15 protein-coding genes, 4 tRNA genes and 2 rRNA genes are annotated in these 22,783 nt (G+C 54.6%); all 21 read left to right on the top strand.

The annotated features are described in order from the left end of the window. The first annotated feature begins 227 nt into the window (after positions 1–227). The 21 genes from BTN82_RS26785 to fusA all read left to right on the top strand — a co-directional run bounded on the left by BTN82_RS26785 (position 228) and on the right by fusA (position 22,759). Positions 228–3,119: ribosomal RNA gene (locus BTN82_RS26785) — 23S ribosomal RNA — on the top strand. Between the two features lie 149 nt (positions 3,120–3,268). Continuing rightward, positions 3,269–3,384 (top strand): 5S ribosomal RNA (rrf, locus tag BTN82_RS26780). 155 nt (positions 3,385–3,539) lie between these two features. Then, complete coding sequence (birA, locus tag BTN82_RS26775) at positions 3,540–4,499, top strand: bifunctional biotin--[acetyl-CoA-carboxylase] ligase/biotin operon repressor BirA (RefSeq protein WP_075122045.1); 960 nt, start codon at positions 3,540–3,542, stop codon at positions 4,497–4,499. After that, the gene (locus BTN82_RS26770; protein WP_075122044.1) at positions 4,489–5,238 is read left to right on the top strand and encodes a pantothenate kinase; all 750 of its coding nucleotides are present in this window, start codon (positions 4,489–4,491) and stop codon (positions 5,236–5,238) included. Before birA ends, BTN82_RS26770 begins: the two co-directional genes overlap by 11 nt. A 7-nt stretch (positions 5,239–5,245) precedes the next feature. Beyond that, positions 5,246–5,686, top strand: a complete 441-nt coding sequence (locus BTN82_RS26765; RefSeq protein WP_075122043.1) for a hypothetical protein — start codon at positions 5,246–5,248, stop codon at positions 5,684–5,686. Positions 5,687–5,829: 143 nt separating this feature from the next. After that, positions 5,830–5,914 (top strand) — tRNA-Tyr (locus tag BTN82_RS26760). Positions 5,915–5,939: 25 nt separating this feature from the next. Further along, positions 5,940–6,013, top strand: a tRNA-Gly gene (locus BTN82_RS26755). 26 nt (positions 6,014–6,039) lie between these two features. Next, a tRNA-Thr gene (locus tag BTN82_RS26750) sits at positions 6,040–6,115 on the top strand. Between the two features lie 84 nt (positions 6,116–6,199). Then, positions 6,200–7,393: an elongation factor Tu gene (tuf, locus tag BTN82_RS26745; RefSeq protein WP_075122036.1), complete on the top strand. Its 1,194-nt coding sequence runs from the start codon at positions 6,200–6,202 to the stop codon at positions 7,391–7,393. Between the two features lie 54 nt (positions 7,394–7,447). After that, positions 7,448–7,523 (top strand) — tRNA-Trp (locus BTN82_RS26740). Between the two features lie 45 nt (positions 7,524–7,568). Next, complete coding sequence (gene secE / locus BTN82_RS26735) at positions 7,569–7,937, top strand: preprotein translocase subunit SecE (RefSeq protein WP_075122042.1); 369 nt, start codon at positions 7,569–7,571, stop codon at positions 7,935–7,937. A 9-nt stretch (positions 7,938–7,946) separates the two neighbouring features. Beyond that, a complete protein-coding gene (gene nusG, locus BTN82_RS26730; protein WP_002555501.1) occupies positions 7,947–8,480 on the top strand; it encodes a transcription termination/antitermination protein NusG in 534 nt (177 codons plus the stop codon). Positions 8,481–8,598: 118 nt separating this feature from the next. Beyond that, positions 8,599–9,030, top strand: coding sequence for a 50S ribosomal protein L11 (gene rplK / locus BTN82_RS26725; protein WP_003176435.1), 432 nt, complete (start codon positions 8,599–8,601; stop codon positions 9,028–9,030). Continuing rightward, positions 9,030–9,725 (top strand): 50S ribosomal protein L1, encoded by a 696-nt coding sequence (gene rplA / locus BTN82_RS26720; RefSeq protein WP_075122041.1) that lies wholly within the window; start codon positions 9,030–9,032, stop codon positions 9,723–9,725. The genes rplK and rplA overlap by 1 nt, the downstream gene beginning before the upstream one ends. Positions 9,726–9,923: 198 nt before the next feature. Continuing rightward, positions 9,924–10,424, top strand: a complete 501-nt coding sequence (gene rplJ, locus BTN82_RS26715) for a 50S ribosomal protein L10 (RefSeq protein ID WP_075122040.1) — start codon at positions 9,924–9,926, stop codon at positions 10,422–10,424. Positions 10,425–10,504: 80 nt separating this feature from the next. Further along, positions 10,505–10,870, top strand: coding sequence for a 50S ribosomal protein L7/L12 (rplL, locus tag BTN82_RS26710; RefSeq protein WP_007925956.1), 366 nt, complete (start codon positions 10,505–10,507; stop codon positions 10,868–10,870). Between the two features lie 221 nt (positions 10,871–11,091). Beyond that, the gene (rpoB, locus tag BTN82_RS26705) at positions 11,092–15,165 is read left to right on the top strand and encodes a DNA-directed RNA polymerase subunit beta (RefSeq protein WP_075122039.1); all 4,074 of its coding nucleotides are present in this window, start codon (positions 11,092–11,094) and stop codon (positions 15,163–15,165) included. Positions 15,166–15,229: 64 nt separating this feature from the next. Next, complete coding sequence (rpoC, locus tag BTN82_RS26700) at positions 15,230–19,429, top strand: DNA-directed RNA polymerase subunit beta' (RefSeq protein WP_075122038.1); 4,200 nt, start codon at positions 15,230–15,232, stop codon at positions 19,427–19,429. 200 nt (positions 19,430–19,629) lie between these two features. After that, on the top strand, positions 19,630–20,001 hold the full coding sequence (gene rpsL / locus BTN82_RS26695; RefSeq protein ID WP_003186084.1) for a 30S ribosomal protein S12: 372 nt from the start codon (positions 19,630–19,632) through the stop codon (positions 19,999–20,001). A 109-nt stretch (positions 20,002–20,110) separates the two neighbouring features. Then, entirely contained in the window at positions 20,111–20,581 is a 471-nt protein-coding gene (gene rpsG, locus BTN82_RS26690; RefSeq protein WP_003186074.1) for a 30S ribosomal protein S7, read from the top strand. A gap of 30 nt (positions 20,582–20,611) precedes the next feature. Beyond that, positions 20,612–22,759 carry an elongation factor G gene (fusA, locus tag BTN82_RS26685; RefSeq protein WP_075122037.1) on the top strand — a complete coding sequence of 716 codons (2,148 nt, stop codon included), beginning with the start codon at positions 20,612–20,614 and terminating at the stop codon, positions 22,757–22,759. Positions 22,760–22,783 lie beyond the last annotated feature (24 nt).

Below are 22,783 nucleotides of genomic sequence, written 5' to 3'. Positions count from 1 at the left end.
GCTTCGGAAAGCTTAGAAATGAGCATTCAAATTGAATGTTGATTTCTAGTCTTTTGATTAGATCGTTCTTTAAAAATTTGGGTATGTGATAGAAAGATAGACTGAACGTTACTTTCACTGGTAACGGATCAGGCTAAGGTAAAATTTGTGAGTTCTCTTTTAATTAAGAATGCAAATTTTCGGCGAATGTCGTCTTCATAGTATAACCAGATTGCTTGGGGTTATATGGTCAAGTGAAGAAGCGCATACGGTGGATGCCTTGGCAGTCAGAGGCGATGAAAGACGTGGTAGCCTGCGATAAGCTTCGGGGAGTCGGCAAACAGACTTTGATCCGGAGATCTCTGAATGGGGGAACCCAGCCATCATAAGATGGTTATCTTGTACTGAATACATAGGTGCAAGAGGCGAACCAGGGGAACTGAAACATCTAAGTACCCTGAGGAAAAGAAATCAACCGAGATTCCCTTAGTAGTGGCGAGCGAACGGGGACTAGCCCTTAAGTGGCTTTGAGATTAGCGGAACGCTCTGGAAAGTGCGGCCATAGTGGGTGATAGCCCTGTACGCGAAAGTCTCTTAGTCATGAAATCGAGTAGGACGGAGCACGAGAAACTTTGTCTGAATATGGGGGGACCATCCTCCAAGGCTAAATACTACTGACTGACCGATAGTGAACTAGTACCGTGAGGGAAAGGCGAAAAGAACCCCGGAGAGGGGAGTGAAATAGATCCTGAAACCGTATGCGTACAAGCAGTGGGAGCAGACTTTGTTCTGTGACTGCGTACCTTTTGTATAATGGGTCAGCGACTTATATTCAGTGGCGAGCTTAACCGAATAGGGGAGGCGTAGCGAAAGCGAGTGTTAATAGCGCGTTTAGTCGCTGGGTATAGACCCGAAACCGGGCGATCTATCCATGGGCAGGTTGAAGGTTGGGTAACACTAACTGGAGGACCGAACCGACTACCGTTGAAAAGTTAGCGGATGACCTGTGGATCGGAGTGAAAGGCTAATCAAGCTCGGAGATAGCTGGTTCTCCTCGAAAGCTATTTAGGTAGCGCCTCATGTATCACTGTAGGGGGTAGAGCACTGTTTCGGCTAGGGGGTCATCCCGACTTACCAAACCGATGCAAACTCCGAATACCTACAAGTGCCGAGCATGGGAGACACACGGCGGGTGCTAACGTCCGTCGTGAAAAGGGAAACAACCCAGACCGTCAGCTAAGGTCCCAAAGTTATGGTTAAGTGGGAAACGATGTGGGAAGGCTTAGACAGCTAGGAGGTTGGCTTAGAAGCAGCCACCCTTTAAAGAAAGCGTAATAGCTCACTAGTCGAGTCGGCCTGCGCGGAAGATGTAACGGGGCTCAAACCATACACCGAAGCTACGGGTATCACGTAAGTGATGCGGTAGAGGAGCGTTCTGTAAGCCTGTGAAGGTGAGTTGAGAAGCTTGCTGGAGGTATCAGAAGTGCGAATGCTGACATGAGTAACGACAATGGGTGTGAAAAACACCCACGCCGAAAGACCAAGGTTTCCTGCGCAACGTTAATCGACGCAGGGTTAGTCGGTCCCTAAGGCGAGGCTGAAAAGCGTAGTCGATGGAAAACAGGTTAATATTCCTGTACTTCTAGTTATTGCGATGGAGGGACGGAGAAGGCTAGGCCAGCTTGGCGTTGGTTGTCCAAGTTTAAGGTGGTAGGCTGGAATCTTAGGTAAATCCGGGGTTCTAAGGCCGAGAGCTGATGACGAGTTACCTTTTAGGTGACGAAGTGGTTGATGCCATGCTTCCAAGAAAAGCTTCTAAGCTTCAGATAACTAGGAACCGTACCCCAAACCGACACAGGTGGTTGGGTAGAGAATACCAAGGCGCTTGAGAGAACTCGGGTGAAGGAACTAGGCAAAATGGCACCGTAACTTCGGGAGAAGGTGCGCCGGTGAGGGTGAAGGACTTGCTCCGTAAGCCCATGCCGGTCGAAGATACCAGGCCGCTGCGACTGTTTATTAAAAACACAGCACTCTGCAAACACGAAAGTGGACGTATAGGGTGTGACGCCTGCCCGGTGCCGGAAGGTTAATTGATGGGGTTAGCTAACGCGAAGCTCTTGATCGAAGCCCCGGTAAACGGCGGCCGTAACTATAACGGTCCTAAGGTAGCGAAATTCCTTGTCGGGTAAGTTCCGACCTGCACGAATGGCGTAACGATGGCGGCGCTGTCTCCACCCGAGACTCAGTGAAATTGAAATCGCTGTGAAGATGCAGTGTATCCGCGGCTAGACGGAAAGACCCCGTGAACCTTTACTATAGCTTTGCACTGGACTTTGAATTTGCTTGTGTAGGATAGGTGGGAGGCTTTGAAGCGTGGACGCCAGTCTGCGTGGAGCCATCCTTGAAATACCACCCTGGCAACTTTGAGGTTCTAACTCAGGTCCGTTATCCGGATCGAGGACAGTGTATGGTGGGTAGTTTGACTGGGGCGGTCTCCTCCTAAAGAGTAACGGAGGAGTACGAAGGTGCGCTCAGACCGGTCGGAAATCGGTCGTAGAGTATAAAGGCAAAAGCGCGCTTGACTGCGAGACAGACACGTCGAGCAGGTACGAAAGTAGGTCTTAGTGATCCGGTGGTTCTGTATGGAAGGGCCATCGCTCAACGGATAAAAGGTACTCCGGGGATAACAGGCTGATACCGCCCAAGAGTTCATATCGACGGCGGTGTTTGGCACCTCGATGTCGGCTCATCACATCCTGGGGCTGAAGCCGGTCCCAAGGGTATGGCTGTTCGCCATTTAAAGTGGTACGCGAGCTGGGTTTAGAACGTCGTGAGACAGTTCGGTCCCTATCTGCCGTGGACGTTTGAGATTTGAGAGGGGCTGCTCCTAGTACGAGAGGACCGGAGTGGACGAACCTCTGGTGTTCCGGTTGTCACGCCAGTGGCATTGCCGGGTAGCTATGTTCGGAAAAGATAACCGCTGAAAGCATCTAAGCGGGAAACTTGCCTCAAGATGAGATCTCACTGGAACCTTGAGTTCCCTGAAGGGCCGTCGAAGACTACGACGTTGATAGGTTGGGTGTGTAAGCGCTGTGAGGCGTTGAGCTAACCAATACTAATTGCCCGTGAGGCTTGACCATATAACACCCAAGCAATTTGCGAACTCGAAAGAGGCCAGATTGCGGTGTGTGAAGACGATACAAACCGAAAGTTTGCACAACACACAAAGCTATTACATGCCCAATTTGCTGAAGCGAGGCCATCCGGTCACGAGTCAGTACCCGAATTTCTTGACGACCATAGAGCATTGGAACCACCTGATCCCATCCCGAACTCAGAAGTGAAACGATGCATCGCCGATGGTAGTGTGGGGTTTCCCCATGTGAGAGTAGGTCATCGTCAAGATTAAATTCCGAAACCCCAACTGCGAAAGCGGTTGGGGTTTTGTTTTTGGGGCTCGAAAATATAGTGCCCTCTGCACGATCGGGCATCCTCATGCTTTCTATGCAACGGCCTTGGCCATGGCTATCATGCCTGCCTCATTGTGAGGCGAGATTTACATGCTGACGTTGCTGGAGCTTCTTAAGGATGGGCGGTTTCATTCGGGCCAGGCCCTTGGTGGCGCCCTGGGTGTTAGTCGCAGTGCTGTGTGGAAGCAGTTGCAGCAATTGGAGTCTGATCTGGGGCTCTCTATCCATAAAGTTCGTGGTCGGGGTTATCAATTGGCGGTCCCTTTAATGCTCTTGAATTCGGTCGATATTCGCGAGCAGTCGAAAGATTGCCCTTGGACTGTCCTGGTTTTTGATTCGATCGACTCCACAAATGCCGAAGCTCTCCGGTCTATTGAGCTTGGTGCGCAGGCGCCGTTTCTGGTTCTTGCTGAGCGTCAGATGGCGGGGCGTGGTCGGCGGGGGCGCAAGTGGGTCAGTCCTTTTGCTGAGAACCTTTATTACAGTCTCGTCCTTCGTGTCGATGGTGGGATGCGCCAGCTTGAGGGGCTTAGTCTGGTGGTTGGGTTGGCGGTCATGCAAACCTTGCGTCAGTTTGGGATTGTTGGTGTTGGTTTGAAATGGCCAAACGATGTTTTGGTCGGTCCCAAAAAAATTGCTGGAATCTTGTTGGAGTTGGTTGGGGATCCTGCTGACGTTTGTCATATCGTCTTGGGCGTGGGTATCAACGTCAATATGCAGAAGACTGACGAAGTTGATCAGCAGTGGACTTCTATGCGGCTTGAGTCTGGCCTGCAGGTTGATCGTAATCAGTTGGTTGCCCGTTTGAACATGATGTTGAAGGCTTACCTGGCGCGTCACCAGCTCCAGGGTTTTGCTTCAATCCAGGAGGAGTGGGAGCAGAATCATTTGTGGCAAGGCCGGGCTGTGTCCCTGGTTGCTGGGGTTAATAAAATAGACGGTATTGTCATGGGCATTGACCAGCAGGGCGCGTTGCGTTTGAAGGTTGATGGAATTGAGAGTGTTTATAGCGGCGGTGAGCTCAGCTTGAGGTTGCGCGATGATTCTTGAGCTTGACTGCGGGAATAGCTTCATTAAGTGGCGCGTGCTGAATAATGCGATGCCCAGGGTTTTTGCTGAGGGTGTGGTTGATTCGGATGATGCCCTGGTTGAGGTTTTGCGCAATCTGGAAGGCTTGGCCTTGAGTCATTGTCGTTTAGTGAGCGTGCGTACAGCTGAGGAAACGAACAAGCTTGTTTCGATGCTTGTAGGGGCTTTTGGGGTGTTAGTGGCTTGTGCTGCGCCAGCGAAAGAAATGGCCGGTGTGCGAAATGGTTACGAAGAGTTTGAGCGGCTTGGTCTGGATCGTTGGCTCGCTATGCTGGGTGGATATCGACTCGCGGCAGGCGCATGCCTGGTGCTCGATTTTGGAACGGCGGTTACTGCTGATTTCATTGCGGCTAATGGTGAGCATCTAGGGGGCTTTATCTGTCCTGGGATGCCGCTGATGCGTAATCAGTTGAGAACTCATACTCGTCGAATCCGTTATGACGACTTATCTGCTGAGCGCGCGCTAGTCAATCTTTTGCCGGGTCGCACGACAGTCGAGGCGGTAGAGCGAGGCTGTTCGCTGATGTTGAGGGGGTTTGTGTTGACCCAGCTCGAGTTGGCGCGAAGCTATTGGGGGGAGGGCTTCATGGTATTCCTTACTGGTGGTGATGCTGATTTGGTTTCAGAGATCGTGCCGCAAGGGCGATTGGTTCCGGATCTGGTTTTTGTTGGATTGGCCATGGCGTGTCCACTGTCCTGAGGTTTTTATGCGCTGGCTATTCCTGCTGTTCCTGGTTCTCAATGTGTTCTATTACGTTTGGCATCAGCAGGAAGCGCCTTTGCGTGCCAAGGAAGTGATGCCTCTGTCGCTTTATAAAGGGACTCGGCAAGATATTCGGTTGCTGAGTGAGTCTGTTGATGCAGTTGCAAGGCGGGGCAAGCGTGCTGAGGCTCAGGGTGATTGCCTCTATATGGGTGGTTTTTCTCGTCGGGATCTAGCCCAGATGCTTGAGCAGCGTTTGTCAGGCCTGGGTGTGGAGTCCAGGTTGGAGTCCTTGGGTCTGCCTGATGCATCGGGTTACTGGTTGCGTGTATCTCCTGAAAGCCAGCATTTGCTGGATGAATCGCAGCTTCAGAATCTTGCTAAAGAATTCAATGAGTTAAAACATAAAATAATGTCATGTGAAGGCATTGCAACTGCCGAATAGTTTGCATAGAATGGCGCCCGCTCCGCAGTGAAGACCTCTTGAAGGGGTGGCACGGTGAAGCAGTGTCACGCAGCTAAGCTCAGGTTTTTAATGAGAAAATGCTTGACAGAAGGGTGGCATGATGTAGAATGCTGCCTCGCTTAGGAGGGGTTCCCGAGCGGCCAAAGGGATCAGACTGTAAATCTGACGTCTACGACTTCGAAGGTTCGAATCCTTCCCCCTCCACCAGATTTTAGCGTGAGCTGCAGGCTCCGCGGGTATAGTTTAGTGGTAGAACCTCAGCCTTCCAAGCTGATGATGCGGGTTCGATTCCCGCTACCCGCTCCAAGTTTGCAGGTTGTGCGAAGTGTTTCGCTCTTGTAGCTCAGTTGGTAGAGCACACCCTTGGTAAGGGTGAGGTCAGCGGTTCAAATCCGCTCAAGAGCTCCATATAACAAGGCAGATATGAAAATATCTGCCTTTGTTTTAATGGCTTGTGTGACTTGCTTAATTCTTCTCCTAGGGGTGATTTCGATGGCTAAGGAAAAGTTCGAACGTAATAAGCCGCACGTCAACGTTGGTACCATTGGTCACGTTGACCACGGTAAAACCACTCTGACCGCTGCTCTGACCCGCGTCTGCTCCGAAGTTTTCGGTTCGGCCAAGGTTGACTTCGACAAGATCGATAGCGCCCCGGAAGAAAAAGCTCGCGGTATCACCATCAACACCGCTCACGTTGAATACGATTCGTCCGTGCGTCACTACGCACACGTTGACTGCCCGGGTCACGCCGACTACGTAAAAAACATGATCACCGGTGCTGCCCAGATGGATGGCGCGATCCTGGTTTGCTCGGCCGCTGATGGTCCGATGCCGCAAACTCGTGAGCACATCCTGCTGTCCCGTCAGGTTGGCGTTCCGTACATCGTTGTCTTCCTGAACAAGGCTGACATGGTTGACGACGCTGAGCTGCTGGAACTGGTTGAGATGGAAGTGCGCGATCTGCTGAGCACTTACGACTTCCCAGGTGATGACACTCCAATCATCATCGGTTCGGCTCTGATGGCTCTGAACGGCCAAGACGACAACGAAATGGGTACCACCGCTGTTAAGCGTCTGGTAGAAACTCTGGATACCTACATCCCAGAGCCTGAGCGTGCCATCGACAAGCCGTTCCTGATGCCAATCGAAGACGTATTCTCGATCTCGGGTCGCGGTACTGTTGTGACTGGTCGTGTTGAGCGTGGCATCGTCCGTATCCAGGAAGAAGTTGAGATCGTTGGTCTGCGCGATACTCAGAAAACTACCTGCACAGGCGTTGAAATGTTCCGCAAGCTGCTCGACGAAGGTCGTGCTGGTGAGAACTGCGGCGTTCTGCTGCGTGGCACCAAGCGTGACGACGTGGAGCGTGGTCAGGTTCTGGTTAAGCCAGGTACCGTTAAGCCGCACACCAAGTTCACCGCAGAAGTTTACGTTCTGAGCAAGGAAGAAGGCGGTCGCCATACTCCGTTCTTCAAAGGCTACCGTCCACAGTTCTACTTCCGTACTACTGACGTGACCGGTAACTGCGAGCTGCCAGAAGGCGTTGAAATGGTAATGCCAGGCGACAACATCCAAATGGTTGTCACCCTGATCAAAACCATCGCGATGGAAGATGGTCTGCGTTTCGCTATCCGTGAAGGCGGTCGTACCGTCGGCGCTGGCGTCGTGGCCAAAGTCATCGAGTAAGTTCTTGAAATATCTCCATCGGGCCGGCATAATGGTCGGCCTGATTTTGTTTTTAGGTCAGTAGCTCAATTGGCAGAGCGACGGTCTCCAAAACCGTAGGTTGGGGGTTCGATTCCCTCCTGACCTGCCAGATTCACTCGGTGTGTCTGGCTTTCTTTTCACAGGATCTTCATAGATGACTCCTAAGGCTGAAGCTCAAGACTCTCGCTTCGATTTGCTCAAGTGGCTTGTAGTGGTCGCTTTGGTGGTCGTTGGTGTTGTCGGTAATCAGTACTATTCTGCTTCGCCGATCCTGTACCGCGTGCTTGCTTTGCTTGCCATTGCTGCTGTTGCTGCCTTTGTGGGGCTGCAGACTGCGAAGGGTAAGTCTTTCTTTGCGCTGGTTAAGGAAGCTCGCACTGAGATCCGTAAAGTCGTATGGCCGACTCGCCAAGAAACCACGCAGACCACGTTGATCGTGGTGGCTGTTGTTCTGGTTATGGCGTTGCTGTTGTGGGGTCTCGACTCCCTGCTCGGCTGGCTCGTTTCCTTGATTGTTGGCTAAGGGTGTCCCGTGGCTAAGCGTTGGTACGTTGTGCATGCTTACTCGGGTTACGAGAAGCATGTTATGCGCTCGTTGATCGAGCGCGTAAAGCTGGCTGGCATGGAAGATGGTTTTGGCGAAATTCTGGTTCCCACTGAAGAAGTGGTTGAGATGCGTAATGGCCAGAAGCGCAAAAGCGAGCGTAAGTTCTTCCCTGGTTATGTGCTGGTTCAGATGGATATGAATGAGGGGACTTGGCACTTGGTCAAGGACACTCCTCGGGTGATGGGCTTTATCGGTGGTACAGCCGATAAGCCTGCGCCGATCACGGACAAAGAGGCAGAAGCAATTTTGCGTCGTGTTGCTGATGGTAGCGACAAGCCGAAGCCTAAGACTCTGTTTGAGCCGGGTGAGGTCGTTCGTGTTACTGATGGTCCGTTTGCTGATTTTAACGGCACCGTTGAAGAAGTTAACTACGAAAAGAGCCGGATCCAAGTGGCCGTGCTTATTTTCGGACGCTCTACTCCGGTAGAGCTAGAGTTCAGTCAGGTCGAAAAGGCATAGCTGGACGAGAATCCCATACCCCGCAGCCCAAGGCTGTGGGGTTTTGTCGTCACTGGGATAAACGCGCAAGTAACCGGGGAGCCTTTCTAGGCGTTTGAACCCGTAATTGGAGTGCCTCATGGCTAAGAAGATTACTGCTTACATCAAGCTGCAAGTGAAGGCCGCACAGGCCAACCCAAGTCCACCCGTCGGCCCAGCTCTGGGTCAGCACGGCGTGAACATCATGGAATTCTGCAAGGCTTTCAACGCCCGTACTCAGGGTCTCGAGCCAGGCCTGCCGACTCCAGTGATCATCACTGTTTACAGTGACCGCAGCTTCACTTTCGAAACTAAGAGCACCCCCGCTTCGGTTCTGCTGAAGAAAGCTGCTGGTCTGACCAGCGGTTCTGCTCGTCCGAACACCGTTAAGGTTGGCACCGTTACCCGTGCTCAGCTGGAAGAAATCGCGAAAACCAAAAACGCGGATCTGACTGCAGCTGATATGGATGCAGCCGTGCGTACTATCGCCGGTTCTGCTCGTAGCATGGGCCTTAACGTGGAGGGTGTGTAATGGCTAAGCTGACCAAGCGCCAAAAGGCTATCGCCGGCAAGATTGAAGCGGGTAAGGCCTACAGCTTCGTAGACGCAGCTGCTCTCCTGACCGAGCTGTCGACCGTCAAGTTCAGCGAGTCTGTTGACGTCGCTGTAAACCTGGGTGTTGACCCACGTAAATCCGACCAGGTTGTTCGCAGCGCGACTGTGCTGCCGCATGGCACTGGCAAGACTGTACGTGTAGCTGTGTTCACCCAAGGTCCAGCTGCTGAAGCTGCCCTGGCTGCCGGCGCTGATCGCGTAGGTATGGACGACCTGGCTGCCGAAATGAAAGGCGGCGACCTGAACTATGACGTAGTTATTGCTTCCCCGGATGCAATGCGCGTTGTAGGTCAGCTGGGTCAGGTTCTCGGTCCGCGCGGCCTGATGCCTAACCCTAAGGTTGGTACCGTAACTCCAGACGTAGCTGGCGCTGTTAAGAACGCCAAGGCCGGTCAGGTTCGTTATCGCACCGACAAAAACGGCATTATCCATACCTCCGTTGGCAAGGTCGGTTTCGACGCGGTCAAGCTGAAGGAAAACGTTGAAGCCCTGATCGCTGATCTTAAGCGTATCAAGCCAGCTTCCTCGAAAGGTATCTACGTCAAGCGCGTTACCCTGAGCACCACCATGGGCCCAGGCCTGGTCATCGACCAAAGCTCGCTGGACGTATAAGACACAAGCTGGCGCAAGCGATTGCGCCAGTTGAAAGATTGGGGTCCCTGCCTGGCGGGGGCTATCCAAGACCGTAGGCGACGAAAGTCTTAAACCACAAGCCTACGCAGATGGTGCTCCCGGTTCCTTACCGAATCAGACACCAAAACGACATCCAGCCCAGGTTGGATGAAACGGTAACAAGCAGGAGTTAAACCCGTGGCAATTAAACTCGAAGACAAGAAGGCCATCGTCGCTGAAGTCAACGAGGCTGCCAAAGGTGCCCTGTCCGCTGTTGTGGCTGACGCCCGTGGTGTGACAGTAGGCGCTATGACCGGACTCCGTAAAGAGGCCCGCGAAGCTGGCGTGTATGTACGTGTCGTACGTAACACCCTGCTCAAGCGCGCTGTTGAAGGCACTCAATATGACGTGCTCAACGACGCGTTCGTCGGCCCTACCCTGATTGCATTCTCCAAGGAACATCCGGGCGCTGCTGCCCGTATTTTCAAAGAGTTCGCAAAGGGTCAGGACAAGTTCGAGATCAAGGCAGCTGCGTTCGAGGGCAAGTACCTCGCAGCAAACGAGATCGACGTGTTGGCTTCGCTGCCAACTCGCGACGAAGCTATTGCGAAGCTGATGAGCGTGATCCAAGGCGCTACCAGCAAGCTGGCTCGTACTCTGGCGGCCATTCGCGACCAGAAAGAAGCTGCTGCTGCCTAAGGCACTGCAAGCCCTTTCAAAATCATATGTTTAATTTGATGGCTGCGTAGGCTGTCACCCCAATACAGGAATTTATAGTCATGTCTCTGACTAACGAGCAAATCATCGAAGCAATCGGCCAGAAAACCGTTCTGGAAGTTGTTGAGCTGATCAAAGCAATGGAAGAAACCTTCGGCGTTACCGCTGCTGTTGCCGCTGCTGGCCCAGCTGCTGCTGCCGCTGTTGTTGAAGAGCAAACTGAATTCAACGTCATGCTGACCGAAGCTGGCGAGAAGAAAGTTAACGTGATCAAGGCTGTACGTGAGCTGACCGGTCTGGGCCTGAAAGAAGCCAAGGCTGTAGTTGACGGCGCTCCTGCAATGGTTCTGGAAGGCGTTGCTAAAGAAGCCGCTGACAAAGCCAAAGCAGCTCTGGAAGAAGCAGGCGCTAAAGTCGAGCTGAAGTAAGCATCGACTTTGTGTCTCCAGCCCAAGCGTTAAGCGGAAGGCTGATGGCTGGTGGCTTTTGCCACCGGCCTTTTTCCGTTATTGGCAACCGACTGGGTCGGTGTCTCTAACGTGCTGTACTCCACCCTGTGCGGTGGCGCAAACCATAGGGTTTGCACGATTTTCTGGCTGCTCCCGTCGGGAGAAGCCGAATAAGCAGGTGACCAAGCTGGGGAACGCTGATGGCTTACTCATACACTGAGAAAAAACGTATCCGCAAGGACTTTAGCAAGTTGCCGGACGTCATGGATGTGCCGTACCTCCTGGCCATCCAGCTGGATTCGTATCGTGAATTCTTGCAAGCGGGAGCGACTAAAGATCAGTTCCGCGACGTGGGCCTGCATGCGGCCTTCAAATCCGTTTTCCCGATCATCAGCTACTCCGGCAATGCTGCGTTGGAGTATGTCGGTTATCGCCTGGGCGAACCGGCATTTGATGTCAAAGAATGCGTGCTGCGCGGTGTAACTTACGCCGTACCTTTGCGGGTAAAAGTTCGTCTGATCATTTTCGACAAAGAGTCGTCGAACAAAGCGATCAAGGACATCAAGGAACAAGAAGTCTACATGGGTGAAATCCCCCTGATGACTGAAAACGGTACCTTCGTAATCAATGGTACCGAGCGTGTAATCGTTTCCCAGCTGCACCGTTCGCCTGGCGTATTCTTCGACCACGACCGTGGTAAGACGCACAGCTCCGGTAAGCTGTTGTACTCCGCACGTATCATCCCTTACCGCGGCTCCTGGTTGGACTTCGAGTTCGATCCGAAGGACTGCGTATTCGTGCGTATCGACCGTCGCCGCAAGCTGCCTGCGTCGGTACTGCTGCGTGCGCTGGGCTACACCACTGAAGAAGTGCTGGATGCTTTCTACACCACCAACGTATTCCACGTGCGTGGCGAAAGCCTGAGCCTGGAGCTGGTGCCTCAGCGCCTGCGTGGTGAAATTGCCGTCCTCGATATTCAGGATGACAAGGGCAAGGTTATTGTCGAGCAGGGCCGTCGTATTACCGCTCGCCACATCAACCAGCTGGAAAAAGCCGGGATCAAAGAGCTGGATGTGCCTCTGGATTATGTCCTGGGTCGCACTACCGCCAAGGTCATCGTGCATCCGGCCACCGGCGAAATCCTGGCAGAGTGCAACACCGAGCTGAACACCGAGATCCTGGCGAAAATCGCCAAGGCCCAGGTTGTGCGCATCGAAACTCTGTACACCAACGATATCGATTGCGGTCCGTTCGTTTCCGACACTCTGAAGATCGATTCCACCACCAATCAGCTGGAAGCGTTGGTCGAGATCTATCGCATGATGCGTCCTGGCGAGCCTCCAACCAAGGATGCGGCCGAGACCCTGTTCAACAACCTGTTCTTCAGTCCTGAGCGTTATGACCTGTCTGCGGTCGGCCGGATGAAGTTCAACCGTCGTATCGGTCGTACCGAGATCGAAGGTTCGGGCGTGCTGTGCAAGGAAGACATCGTCGCGGTCCTGAAGACTCTGGTCGACATCCGTAACGGCAAAGGCATCGTCGATGACATCGACCACTTGGGTAACCGTCGCGTTCGCTGCGTAGGCGAGATGGCCGAGAACCAGTTCCGCGTTGGCCTGGTGCGTGTAGAGCGCGCGGTTAAAGAGCGTCTGTCGATGGCTGAGAGCGAAGGCCTGATGCCGCAAGACCTGATCAACGCCAAGCCAGTGGCTGCGGCGGTGAAAGAGTTCTTCGGTTCCAGCCAGCTGTCCCAGTTCATGGACCAGAACAACCCGCTGTCTGAGATTACCCACAAGCGTCGTGTCTCTGCACTCGGCCCAGGCGGTCTGACCCGTGAGCGTGCCGGCTTTGAAGTTCGTGACGTACACCCGACTCACTACGGTCGTGTGTGCCCGATTGAAACGCCGGAAGGTCCGAACATCGGTCTGATCAACTCCTTGGCGGCCTACGCGCGCACCAACCAGTACGGTTTCCTCGAGAGCCCGTACCGCGTGGTGAAAGATGCGCTGGTAACTGACGAGATTGTGTTCCTGTCCGCTATCGAAGAGGCCGATCACGTGATCGCCCAGGCTTCGGCGACCATGAACGACAAGGGTCACCTGATCGATGAGCTGGTAGCTGTTCGTCACCTGAACGAATTCACCGTCAAGGCGCCGGAAGACGTCACCCTGATGGACGTTTCGCCGAAGCAGGTAGTTTCGGTTGCTGCGTCGCTGATTCCGTTCCTCGAGCACGACGACGCCAACCGGGCGTTGATGGGTTCGAACATGCAGCGTCAGGCTGTACCAACCCTGCGTGCCGACAAGCCGCTGGTAGGTACCGGCATGGAGCGTAACGTTGCTCGTGACTCCGGCGTTTGCGTCGTGGCTCGTCGTGGCGGCGTGATCGATTCGGTTGATGCCAGCCGTATCGTGGTGCGTGTTGCTGATGACGAAGTTGAACCGGGCGAAGCCGGTGTCGACATCTACAACCTGACCAAATACACCCGCTCCAACCAGAACACTTGCATCAACCAGCGTCCGCTGGTCAGCAAGGGTGATCGGGTTCAGCGCAGTGACATCATGGCTGACGGCCCGTCCACCGACATGGGTGAGCTGGCTCTGGGTCAGAACATGCGTATCGCATTCATGGCGTGGAACGGCTTCAACTTCGAAGACTCCATCTGCCTGTCCGAGCGTGTGGTTCAGGAAGATCGCTTCACCACGATTCACATCCAGGAACTGACCTGTGTGGCTCGTGACACCAAGCTTGGCCCAGAGGAAATCACTGCGGACATCCCGAACGTGGGTGAGGCTGCGCTGAACAAGCTGGACGAAGCCGGTATCGTTTATGTTGGTGCTGAAGTTGGCGCTGGCGACATCCTGGTCGGTAAGGTCACTCCAAAGGGCGAGACCCAACTGACTCCGGAAGAGAAGCTGTTGCGTGCGATCTTCGGTGAGAAAGCCAGTGACGTTAAAGACACTTCCCTGCGTGTGCCTACCGGCACCAAGGGTACTGTTATTGACGTGCAAGTCTTTACTCGCGACGGCGTGGAGCGCGATGCTCGTGCCCTGTCGATCGAGAAGAGCCAGCTCGACGAGATCCGCAAGGATCTGAACGAAGAGTTCCGTATCGTTGAAGGCGCGACTTTCGAACGTCTGCGTTCCGCTCTGGTCGGCCACAAAGCCGAAGGCGGCGCTGGCCTGAAGAAAGGTCAGGAAATCACTGACGAAGTGCTCGATGGTCTTGAGCATGGTCAGTGGTTCAAGCTGCGCATGGCTGAAGACGCGCTGAACGAGCAACTCGAGAAGGCCCAGGCCTACATCGTTGATCGCCGCCGTCTGCTGGACGACAAGTTCGAAGACAAGAAGCGCAAGCTGCAGCAGGGCGATGACCTGGCTCCAGGCGTGCTGAAGATCGTCAAGGTCTACCTGGCTATCCGTCGTCGCATCCAGCCGGGCGACAAGATGGCCGGTCGTCACGGTAACAAGGGTGTGGTCTCCGTGATCATGCCGGTCGAAGACATGCCGCACGATGCCAATGGCACCCCGGTCGACGTTGTCCTCAACCCATTGGGCGTACCTTCGCGTATGAACGTTGGTCAGATTCTCGAAACCCACTTGGGCCTCGCAGCCAAAGGTCTGGGCGAGAAGATCAACCGTATGGTTGAAGAGCAGCGCAAGGTCGCGGAACTGCGTAAGTTCCTGGACGAGATCTACAACCAGATCGGTGGCCGTAACGAAGATCTGGATAGCTTCTCCGATCAGGAAATCCTGGATCTGGCGAAGAACTTGCGCGGCGGCGTGCCGATGGCCACTCCGGTGTTCGACGGTGCCAAGGAAAGCGAAATCAAGGCCATGCTGAAACTGGCAGACCTGCCAGAGAGCGGCCAGATGCAGTTGACCGACGGCCGTACCGGCAACAAGTTCGAGCGCCCGGTTACTGTTGGCTACATGTACATGCTGAAGCTGAACCACTTGGTAGACGACAAGATGCACGCTCGTTCTACCGGTTCGTACAGCCTGGTTACCCAGCAGCCGCTGGGTGGTAAGGCGCAGTTCGGTGGTCAGCGTTTCGGGGAGATGGAGGTCTGGGCACTGGAAGCATACGGTGCTGCATACACTCTGCAAGAAATGCTCACAGTGAAGTCGGACGATGTGAACGGTCGGACCAAGATGTACAAAAACATCGTGGACGGCGATCACCGTATGGAGCCGGGCATGCCCGAGTCCTTCAACGTGTTGATCAAGGAAATTCGTTCCCTCGGCATCGATATCGATCTGGAAACCGAATAACACGTGACGCGAATCGAGAGCGGGGCAGGACTGCCCGCTCTCTGCTCCGCCAGGAGGAAAGGCCTTGAAAGACCTACTGAATTTGCTGAAAAACCAGGGTCAAGTCGAAGAGTTCGACGCCATCCGTATCGGATTGGCCTCGCCTGAGATGATCCGTTCGTGGTCGTTCGGTGAAGTTAAAAAGCCGGAAACCATCAACTACCGTACGTTCAAGCCTGAGCGTGACGGCCTGTTCTGCGCCAAGATCTTTGGCCCGGTAAAGGATTACGAGTGCCTGTGCGGTAAGTACAAGCGCTTGAAGCATCGCGGTGTGATCTGCGAGAAGTGCGGCGTTGAAGTCGCGCTGGCCAAAGTTCGTCGTGAGCGCATGGCGCACATCGAGCTGGCTTCGCCGGTTGCCCACATCTGGTTCCTGAAATCGCTGCCGTCCCGTATCGGCCTGCTGATGGACATGACCCTGCGTGATATCGAGCGTGTTCTCTACTTCGAGAGCTATGTCGTTATCGATCCTGGCATGACCACCCTTGAGAAAGGTCAGCTGCTGAACGATGAGCAGTACTTCGAAGCGCTGGAAGAGTTCGGTGATGACTTCGATGCCCGCATGGGTGCCGAGGCTGTCCGCGAACTGTTGCACGCTATCGACCTGGAGCACGAGATTGGCCGTCTGCGTGAAGAAATTCCGCAAACCAACTCGGAAACCAAGATCAAGAAGCTGTCCAAGCGTCTGAAGCTGATGGAAGCCTTCCAGGGTTCCGGCAACCTGCCAGAGTGGATGGTGCTGACCGTTCTGCCGGTTCTGCCGCCAGACCTGCGTCCACTGGTTCCGCTGGATGGCGGTCGCTTCGCGACTTCCGACCTCAACGATCTGTATCGTCGAGTGATCAACCGTAACAATCGTTTGAAGCGCCTGCTCGATCTGTCCGCTCCGGACATCATCGTGCGCAACGAAAAACGTATGTTGCAGGAAGCTGTCGACGCACTGCTCGACAACGGTCGTCGTGGTCGCGCTATCACCGGTTCGAACAAGCGTCCTCTGAAATCCCTGGCCGACATGATCAAGGGTAAGCAGGGTCGTTTCCGTCAGAACTTGCTCGGTAAGCGTGTTGACTACTCCGGTCGTTCGGTAATTACCGTAGGTCCGACCCTGCGTCTGCACCAGTGCGGTCTGCCGAAGAAAATGGCTCTCGAGCTGTTCAAGCCGTTCATCTTTGGCAAGTTGGAAATGCGTGGCCTGGCCACCACCATCAAAGCCGCCAAGAAGATGGTCGAGCGCGAGCTGCCAGAGGTTTGGGACGTTCTCGCTGAAGTGATTCGCGAACACCCAGTGCTTCTCAACCGTGCACCGACCCTTCACCGTCTGGGTATCCAGGCGTTTGAACCGGTACTGATCGAAGGCAAGGCTATCCAGCTTCACCCTCTGGTCTGTGCCGCGTACAACGCCGACTTCGACGGCGACCAAATGGCCGTGCACGTACCGCTGACGCTGGAAGCCCAGCTGGAAGCGCGTGCGTTGATGATGTCGACCAACAACATCCTGTCGCCAGCCAACGGCGAGCCAATCATCGTTCCGTCGCAGGACGTTGTATTGGGTCTGTACTACATGACTCGTGAAGCGATCAACGCCAAGGGCGAAGGTCGTGTATTTGCGGATCTGCAGGAAGTCGACCGTGTATTCCGCGCCGGGGAAGCCGCGCTGCATGCCAAGATCAAGGTTCGTATCAACGAAACCGTCAACGATCGCGACGGCGGCAGCGTAAGCACCACTCGTATTGTCGACACTACTGTCGGTCGTGCGCTGTTGTTCCAGGTCGTGCCAAAAGGTCTGTCCTTCGACGTCGTCAACCTGCCGATGAAGAAGAAGGCGATCTCCAAGCTGATCAACCAGTGCTATCGCGTGGTAGGTCTGAAAGAGACCGTGATCTTCGCTGACCAGTTGATGTACACCGGTTTTGCCTACTCGACCATTTCCGGCGTTTCCATCGGCGTTAACGACTTCGTTATCCCGGATGAAAAGGCTCGCATCATCGGTGCTGCTACCGACGAAGTGAAAGAGATCGAAAGCCAGTACGCCTCCGGCCTGGTAACCCAGGGCGAGAAGTACAACAAAGTGATCGACCTCTGGTCGAAGGCGAACGACGAAGTTTCCAAGGCGATGATGGCTAACCTTTCGAAAGAAAAGGTTATCGACCGTCACGGTGACGAAGTCGAGCAAGAATCGTTCAACTCGATGTACATGATGGCCGACTCGGGTGCGCGGGGTTCTGCTGCGCAGATCCGTCAGCTGGCCGGCATGCGTGGCCTGATGGCCAAGCCGGACGGTTCCATCATTGAAACGCCGATTACTGCAAACTTCCGTGAAGGTCTGAGCGTACTCCAGTACTTCATCTCGACTCACGGTGCTCGTAAAGGTCTGGCGGATACCGCGTTGAAAACTGCGAACTCCGGTTACCTGACTCGTCGTCTGGTAGACGTGGCGCAGGATCTGGTTGTAACCGAGATCGATTGCGGCACCGAACACGGTCTTCTGATGACTCCGCACATTGAAGGCGGTGACGTTGTAGAGCCGTTGGGTGAACGCGTATTGGGTCGTGTTATCGCTCGTGACGTATTCAAGCCAGGCACCGAGGACGTTATCGTTCCTGCCGGCACCCTGGTAGACGAGAAGTGGGTTGAGTTCATCGAGCTGAACAGCATCGACGAAGTGATCGTGCGTTCGCCGATCAGCTGCGAAACCCGTTACGGCATCTGCGCTAAGTGCTATGGCCGTGACCTGGCTCGCGGGCATCAGGTGAATATCGGTGAGGCGGTTGGCGTTATTGCTGCCCAGTCCATCGGTGAGCCGGGCACCCAGCTGACTATGCGTACGTTCCACATCGGTGGTGCGGCAAGCCGGACCTCGGCAGCTGACAGCGTTCAGGTGAAAAATGGCGGTACCGTCCGTCTGCACAACCTGAAGCACGTTGAGCGAGTGGATGGTCATCTGGTTGCTGTGTCCCGTTCCGGCGAGCTGGCGATTGCTGACGACTTCGGTCGTGAGCGCGAACGCTACAAGCTGCCGTACGGTGCTGTGATTTCGGTTAAAGAGGGCGACAAGGTCGACGCTGGCTCTATCGTGGCCAAGTGGGATCCGCACACTCACCCGATCGTTACCGAAATGAAAGGTACCGTGACCTACGTAGGCATGGAAGAAGGCATCACGATCAAGCGTCAAACCGACGAATTGACCGGTATGACCAACATTGAAGTCCTTGACGTCAAAGACCGTCCGGCCGCTGGTAAGGACATCCGTCCAGCAGTGAAGATGGTAGGTGACGATGGCAAGGATCTGCTGTTGCCAGGTACTGACGTACCGGCTCAGTACTTCCTGCCAGCCAACGCCCTGGTCGGTGTTGCGGATGGTGCGCGGATCGCGATCGGTGACGTTATCGCTCGTATTCCGCAAGAAACTTCGAAGACTCGTGACATCACCGGTGGTCTGCCGCGTGTTGCCGACCTGTTCGAAGCTCGTCGTCCGAAGGAGGCCTCGATCCTGGCTGAAGTCAGCGGCACCATCGCGTTCGGTAAAGAGACCAAGGGCAAGCGCCGTCTGGTTATCACCCCGAACGACGGCAGCGATCCGTACGAAGAGCTGATTCCGAAGTGGCGCCACCTGAACGTCTTCGAGGGCGAACAGGTAAACCGCGGCGAAGTTATCTCCGACGGCCCAAGCGATCCGCATGACATCCTGCGTCTGCTGGGTGTGAGCGCGCTGGCCAAGTACATCGTCAACGAGATTCAGGACGTTTACCGTCTGCAGGGCGTGAAGATCAACGATAAGCACATTGAGACGATCCTGCGTCAGATGCTGCGTAAAGTTGAGATCGCCGAGTCCGGCGACTCCAGCTTCATCAAGGGCGACCAGATGGAACTGACTCACGTACTGGTAGAAAACGAGCGTCTGAGCACTGAAGACAAGTTCATCTCCAAGTTCACCCGCGTACTGCTGGGTATCACTAAGGCGTCCTTGTCCACTGAGTCGTTCATCTCGGCGGCCTCTTTCCAAGAGACCACTCGCGTACTGACCGAAGCAGCGGTAACCGGCAAGCGTGACTACCTGCGCGGCCTGAAAGAAAACGTGGTCGTGGGTCGTCTGATTCCGGCCGGTACCGGTCTGGCCTATCACAGCGAGCGCAAGCGTCGCCGTGATGCAGACAAGCCTCTGCGCGTAAGCGCAAGTGAAGTTGAAGCTGCACTGACCGAAGCGCTGAACTCCAGCGGTAACTGAGGTCTGCAGTAGATTGAGATAGGGCCCCGGCTTTTTCGCTCACGAATCAAGACGATTTTGTCGTGGTTCGTTGATCGGGGAGGCCGGGGCCTCGTCTTGACTGGGGGCAAGATCCTCTTTAGACTCTTGTACCCCTAAATTTGGTGGGGCTTGTGCCCTGCCATTTTGTTTATGTCGAAAGACAACAGTGGAGCTAGTAGATGGCAACTATCAACCAGCTGGTACGTCAGCCGCGTAAGCGTATCGTCGAGAAATCCGACGTGCCTGCGCTGCAGAACTGCCCGCAACGTCGTGGCGTGTGCACTCGCGTGTATACCACTACGCCGAAAAAACCTAACTCGGCACTGCGTAAAGTATGCCGCGTGCGTCTGACCAACGGTTTCGAGGTTTCCTCGTACATCGGTGGTGAAGGCCACAACCTGCAAGAGCACAGCGTGGTCCTGATCCGTGGCGGTCGTGTAAAAGACTTGCCAGGTGTTCGTTACCACACCGTTCGCGGCTCCCTGGATACTTCCGGCGTTAAAGGTCGTAACCAAGGTCGTTCGAAGTACGGTACCAAGCGTCCGAAGTAATCGGCCGTTTGCAGTTAATTATTTTATTGAGTCGATAAGAGTAAGGTCGGGCACGAGTCCTTTGGATCAACTGTCCCGAGCTAACCTGAAGACCGTTTGAGGGCTTATCATGCCAAGACGTCGCGTAGCAGCCAAACGTGAGATTCTGGACGATCCGAAATACGGAAGCCAGATCCTCGCCAAGTTCATGAACCACGTAATGGAAAGCGGCAAGAAAGCCGTTGCCGAACGTATCGTTTATGGTGCGCTGGACAAAGTTAAAGAACGCAAGAACAGCGATCCCCTGGAAATCTTCGAGAAAGCTCTCGACGCCATCGCTCCGCTGGTCGAAGTGAAGTCGCGCCGTGTAGGCGGTGCTACTTACCAGGTTCCGGTCGAAGTTCGTCCGTCCCGTCGTAACGCTCTGGCAATGCGCTGGTTGGTAGACTTCGCCCGTAAGCGCGGCGAGAAGTCTATGGCTCTGCGTTTGGCTGGCGAACTGCTGGACGCTGCCGAAGGCAAAGGTGCTGCAGTTAAGAAGCGTGAAGACGTACACCGTATGGCTGAAGCCAACAAGGCTTTCTCGCACTACCGCTTCTAATATCGGCATCATTCATTTTGCGAGGGCTTTATGGCTCGTACTACAGCAATCAACCGCTACCGTAACATTGGTATCTGTGCCCACGTTGACGCGGGCAAGACTACCACTACCGAGCGGATCCTGTTCTATACAGGTCTCAGCCACAAGATGGGTGAGGTGCATGACGGCGCTGCTACCACCGACTGGATGGTGCAGGAGCAGGAGCGGGGTATTACCATTACCTCCGCTGCTGTAACTACCTTCTGGAAAGGTTCGCGCGGCCAATTCGATAACTATCGTGTAAACGTTATCGATACCCCTGGTCACGTTGACTTCACCATTGAGGTAGAGCGCTCTCTGCGCGTACTCGACGGCGCGGTCGTTGTGTTCTGCGGTACTTCCGGCGTTGAGCCTCAGTCTGAAACCGTATGGCGTCAAGCCAACAAGTACGGCGTTCCGCGTGTTGTTTACGTGAACAAGATGGACCGTGCCGGTGCTAACTTCCTGCGCGTTGTCGGTCAGATCAAAAATCGCCTGGGTCACACTCCGGTTCCGGTTCAGCTGGCTATCGGCGCTGAAGATAACTTCGAAGGTCAGGTCGATCTGATCAAGATGAAGGCTATCTACTGGAACGACGACGACAAGGGTACTACCTATCGTGAGGAAGAAATTCCTGCCGATATGCTGGACCTGGCCAACGAGTGGCGCTCCAACATGGTTGAGGCTGCTGCCGAAGCCAACGAAGAGCTGATGAACAAGTACCTTGAAGAAGGTGACCTGACTCCCGAAGAGATCAAGGCCGGCCTGCGTGCGCGCACCTTGGCTAGCGAGATCGTTCCGGCTGTCTGTGGTTCTTCGTTCAAGAACAAGGGCGTTCCCCTGGTTCTCGACGCCGTTATCGACTTCCTGCCTGCTCCTACCGAGATCCCTGCGATCAAGGGCATCCATCCGGATCTCATCGAGAAGCCGAAGGATGAGCTGGTAGAGGCAGATTACGACGAGCGTCATGCAGACGACGCGGAGCCGTTCTCGGCTCTGGCATTCAAGATTGCGACTGACCCATTCGTTGGTACTCTGACTTTCGTGCGCGTTTACTCGGGCTTCCTGAGCTCGGGCGACTCCGTGATCAACTCGGTCAAGGGCAAGAAAGAGCGCGTTGGTCGTATGGTGCAGATGCACGCCAACCAGCGTGAAGAGATCAAGGAAGTACGTGCAGGCGACATCGCTGCCCTGATCGGCATGAAGGATGTCACCACTGGTGACACTCTGTGCGATCTCGACAAGCAGATCATTCTTGAGCGTATGGACTTCCCTGAGCCTGTGATTTCGGTGGCGGTAGAGCCGAAAACCAAGCAGGACCAGGAGAAGATGGGTATTGCGCTGGGCAAACTGGCTCAGGAAGACCCGTCGTTCCGCGTCAAGACCGACGAAGAGACTGGTCAGACCATCATCTCTGGTATGGGCGAGCTGCACCTGGACATCCTCGTTGACCGCATGAAGCGCGAGTTCAACGTCGAGGCCAACATCGGCAAGCCGCAGGTTTCGTACCGCGAGAAGATCAGCAAGAGCAACGTTGAGATTGAGGGCAAGTTCGTCCGTCAATCCGGTGGTCGTGGTCAGTTCGGTCACTGCTGGATCCGTTTCTCGGAGCCGGATGTCGATGCGAGCGGCAACATCACTGAAGGTCTGGTCTTCACCAACGAAGTTGTTGGTGGTGTGGTTCCTAAGGAATACATCCCGGCGATCCAGAAGGGTATCGAAGAGCAGATGAAGAACGGCGTCGTTGCCGGTTATCCGCTTATCGGCCTGAAGGCTACCGTGTTTGATGGTTCCTACCACGACGTCGACTCCAACGAGATGGCGTTCAAGGTGGCGGCCTCCATGGCGACCAAGCAGCTGGCCCAGAAGGGCGGCGGCGTTGTGCTCGAGCCGATCATGAAGGTTGAAGTAGTAACCCCAGAGGACTACATGGGTGACGTGATGGGTGACCTGAACCGTCGTCGTGGTCTGATTCAGGGTATGGATGACTCGGTGTCCGGCAAGGTTATCCGTGCTGAAGTGCCGCTGGGTGAAATGTTCGGTTATGCGACCGACGTTCGTTCCATGTCTCAGGGTCGCGCGAGCTACTCCATGGAATTCTCCAAATACGCCGAAGCTCCGTCGAACATCGTCGAAGCTCTCGTTAAAAAACAAGGCTGATTCAGTCTCCCCTTTAGGCTAGGA

Origin of the sequence: Pseudomonas chlororaphis (assembly GCF_001921865.1) — a bacterium.
Taxonomy (GTDB): Bacteria; Pseudomonadota; Gammaproteobacteria; order Pseudomonadales; family Pseudomonadaceae; genus Aquipseudomonas; species Aquipseudomonas chlororaphis_D.
The sequence above is the reverse complement of the archived record's forward strand: the minus strand, read 5'-3'. Positions and strand labels throughout refer to the sequence as shown.

Excerpts from the sequence above, each read along its gene's own strand:
- BTN82_RS26770 (WP_075122044.1), top strand. The coding sequence starts at position 4,489 with ATGATTCTTGAGCTTGACTGCGGGAATAGCTTCATTAAGTGGCGCGTG.
- birA (WP_075122045.1), top strand. The coding sequence starts at position 3,540 with ATGCTGACGTTGCTGGAGCTTCTTAAGGATGGGCGGTTTCATTCGGGC.
- rplK (WP_003176435.1), top strand. The coding sequence starts at position 8,599 with ATGGCTAAGAAGATTACTGCTTACATCAAGCTGCAAGTGAAGGCCGCA.
- BTN82_RS26765 (WP_075122043.1), top strand. The coding sequence starts at position 5,246 with ATGCGCTGGCTATTCCTGCTGTTCCTGGTTCTCAATGTGTTCTATTAC.
- rpoB (WP_075122039.1), top strand. The coding sequence starts at position 11,092 with ATGGCTTACTCATACACTGAGAAAAAACGTATCCGCAAGGACTTTAGC.
- tuf (WP_075122036.1), top strand. The coding sequence starts at position 6,200 with ATGGCTAAGGAAAAGTTCGAACGTAATAAGCCGCACGTCAACGTTGGT.
- fusA (WP_075122037.1), top strand. The coding sequence starts at position 20,612 with ATGGCTCGTACTACAGCAATCAACCGCTACCGTAACATTGGTATCTGT.
- rpsG (WP_003186074.1), top strand. The coding sequence starts at position 20,111 with ATGCCAAGACGTCGCGTAGCAGCCAAACGTGAGATTCTGGACGATCCG.
- rpsL (WP_003186084.1), top strand. The coding sequence starts at position 19,630 with ATGGCAACTATCAACCAGCTGGTACGTCAGCCGCGTAAGCGTATCGTC.
- secE (WP_075122042.1), top strand. The coding sequence starts at position 7,569 with ATGACTCCTAAGGCTGAAGCTCAAGACTCTCGCTTCGATTTGCTCAAG.
- rplA (WP_075122041.1), top strand. The coding sequence starts at position 9,030 with ATGGCTAAGCTGACCAAGCGCCAAAAGGCTATCGCCGGCAAGATTGAA.
- rplL (WP_007925956.1), top strand. The coding sequence starts at position 10,505 with ATGTCTCTGACTAACGAGCAAATCATCGAAGCAATCGGCCAGAAAACC.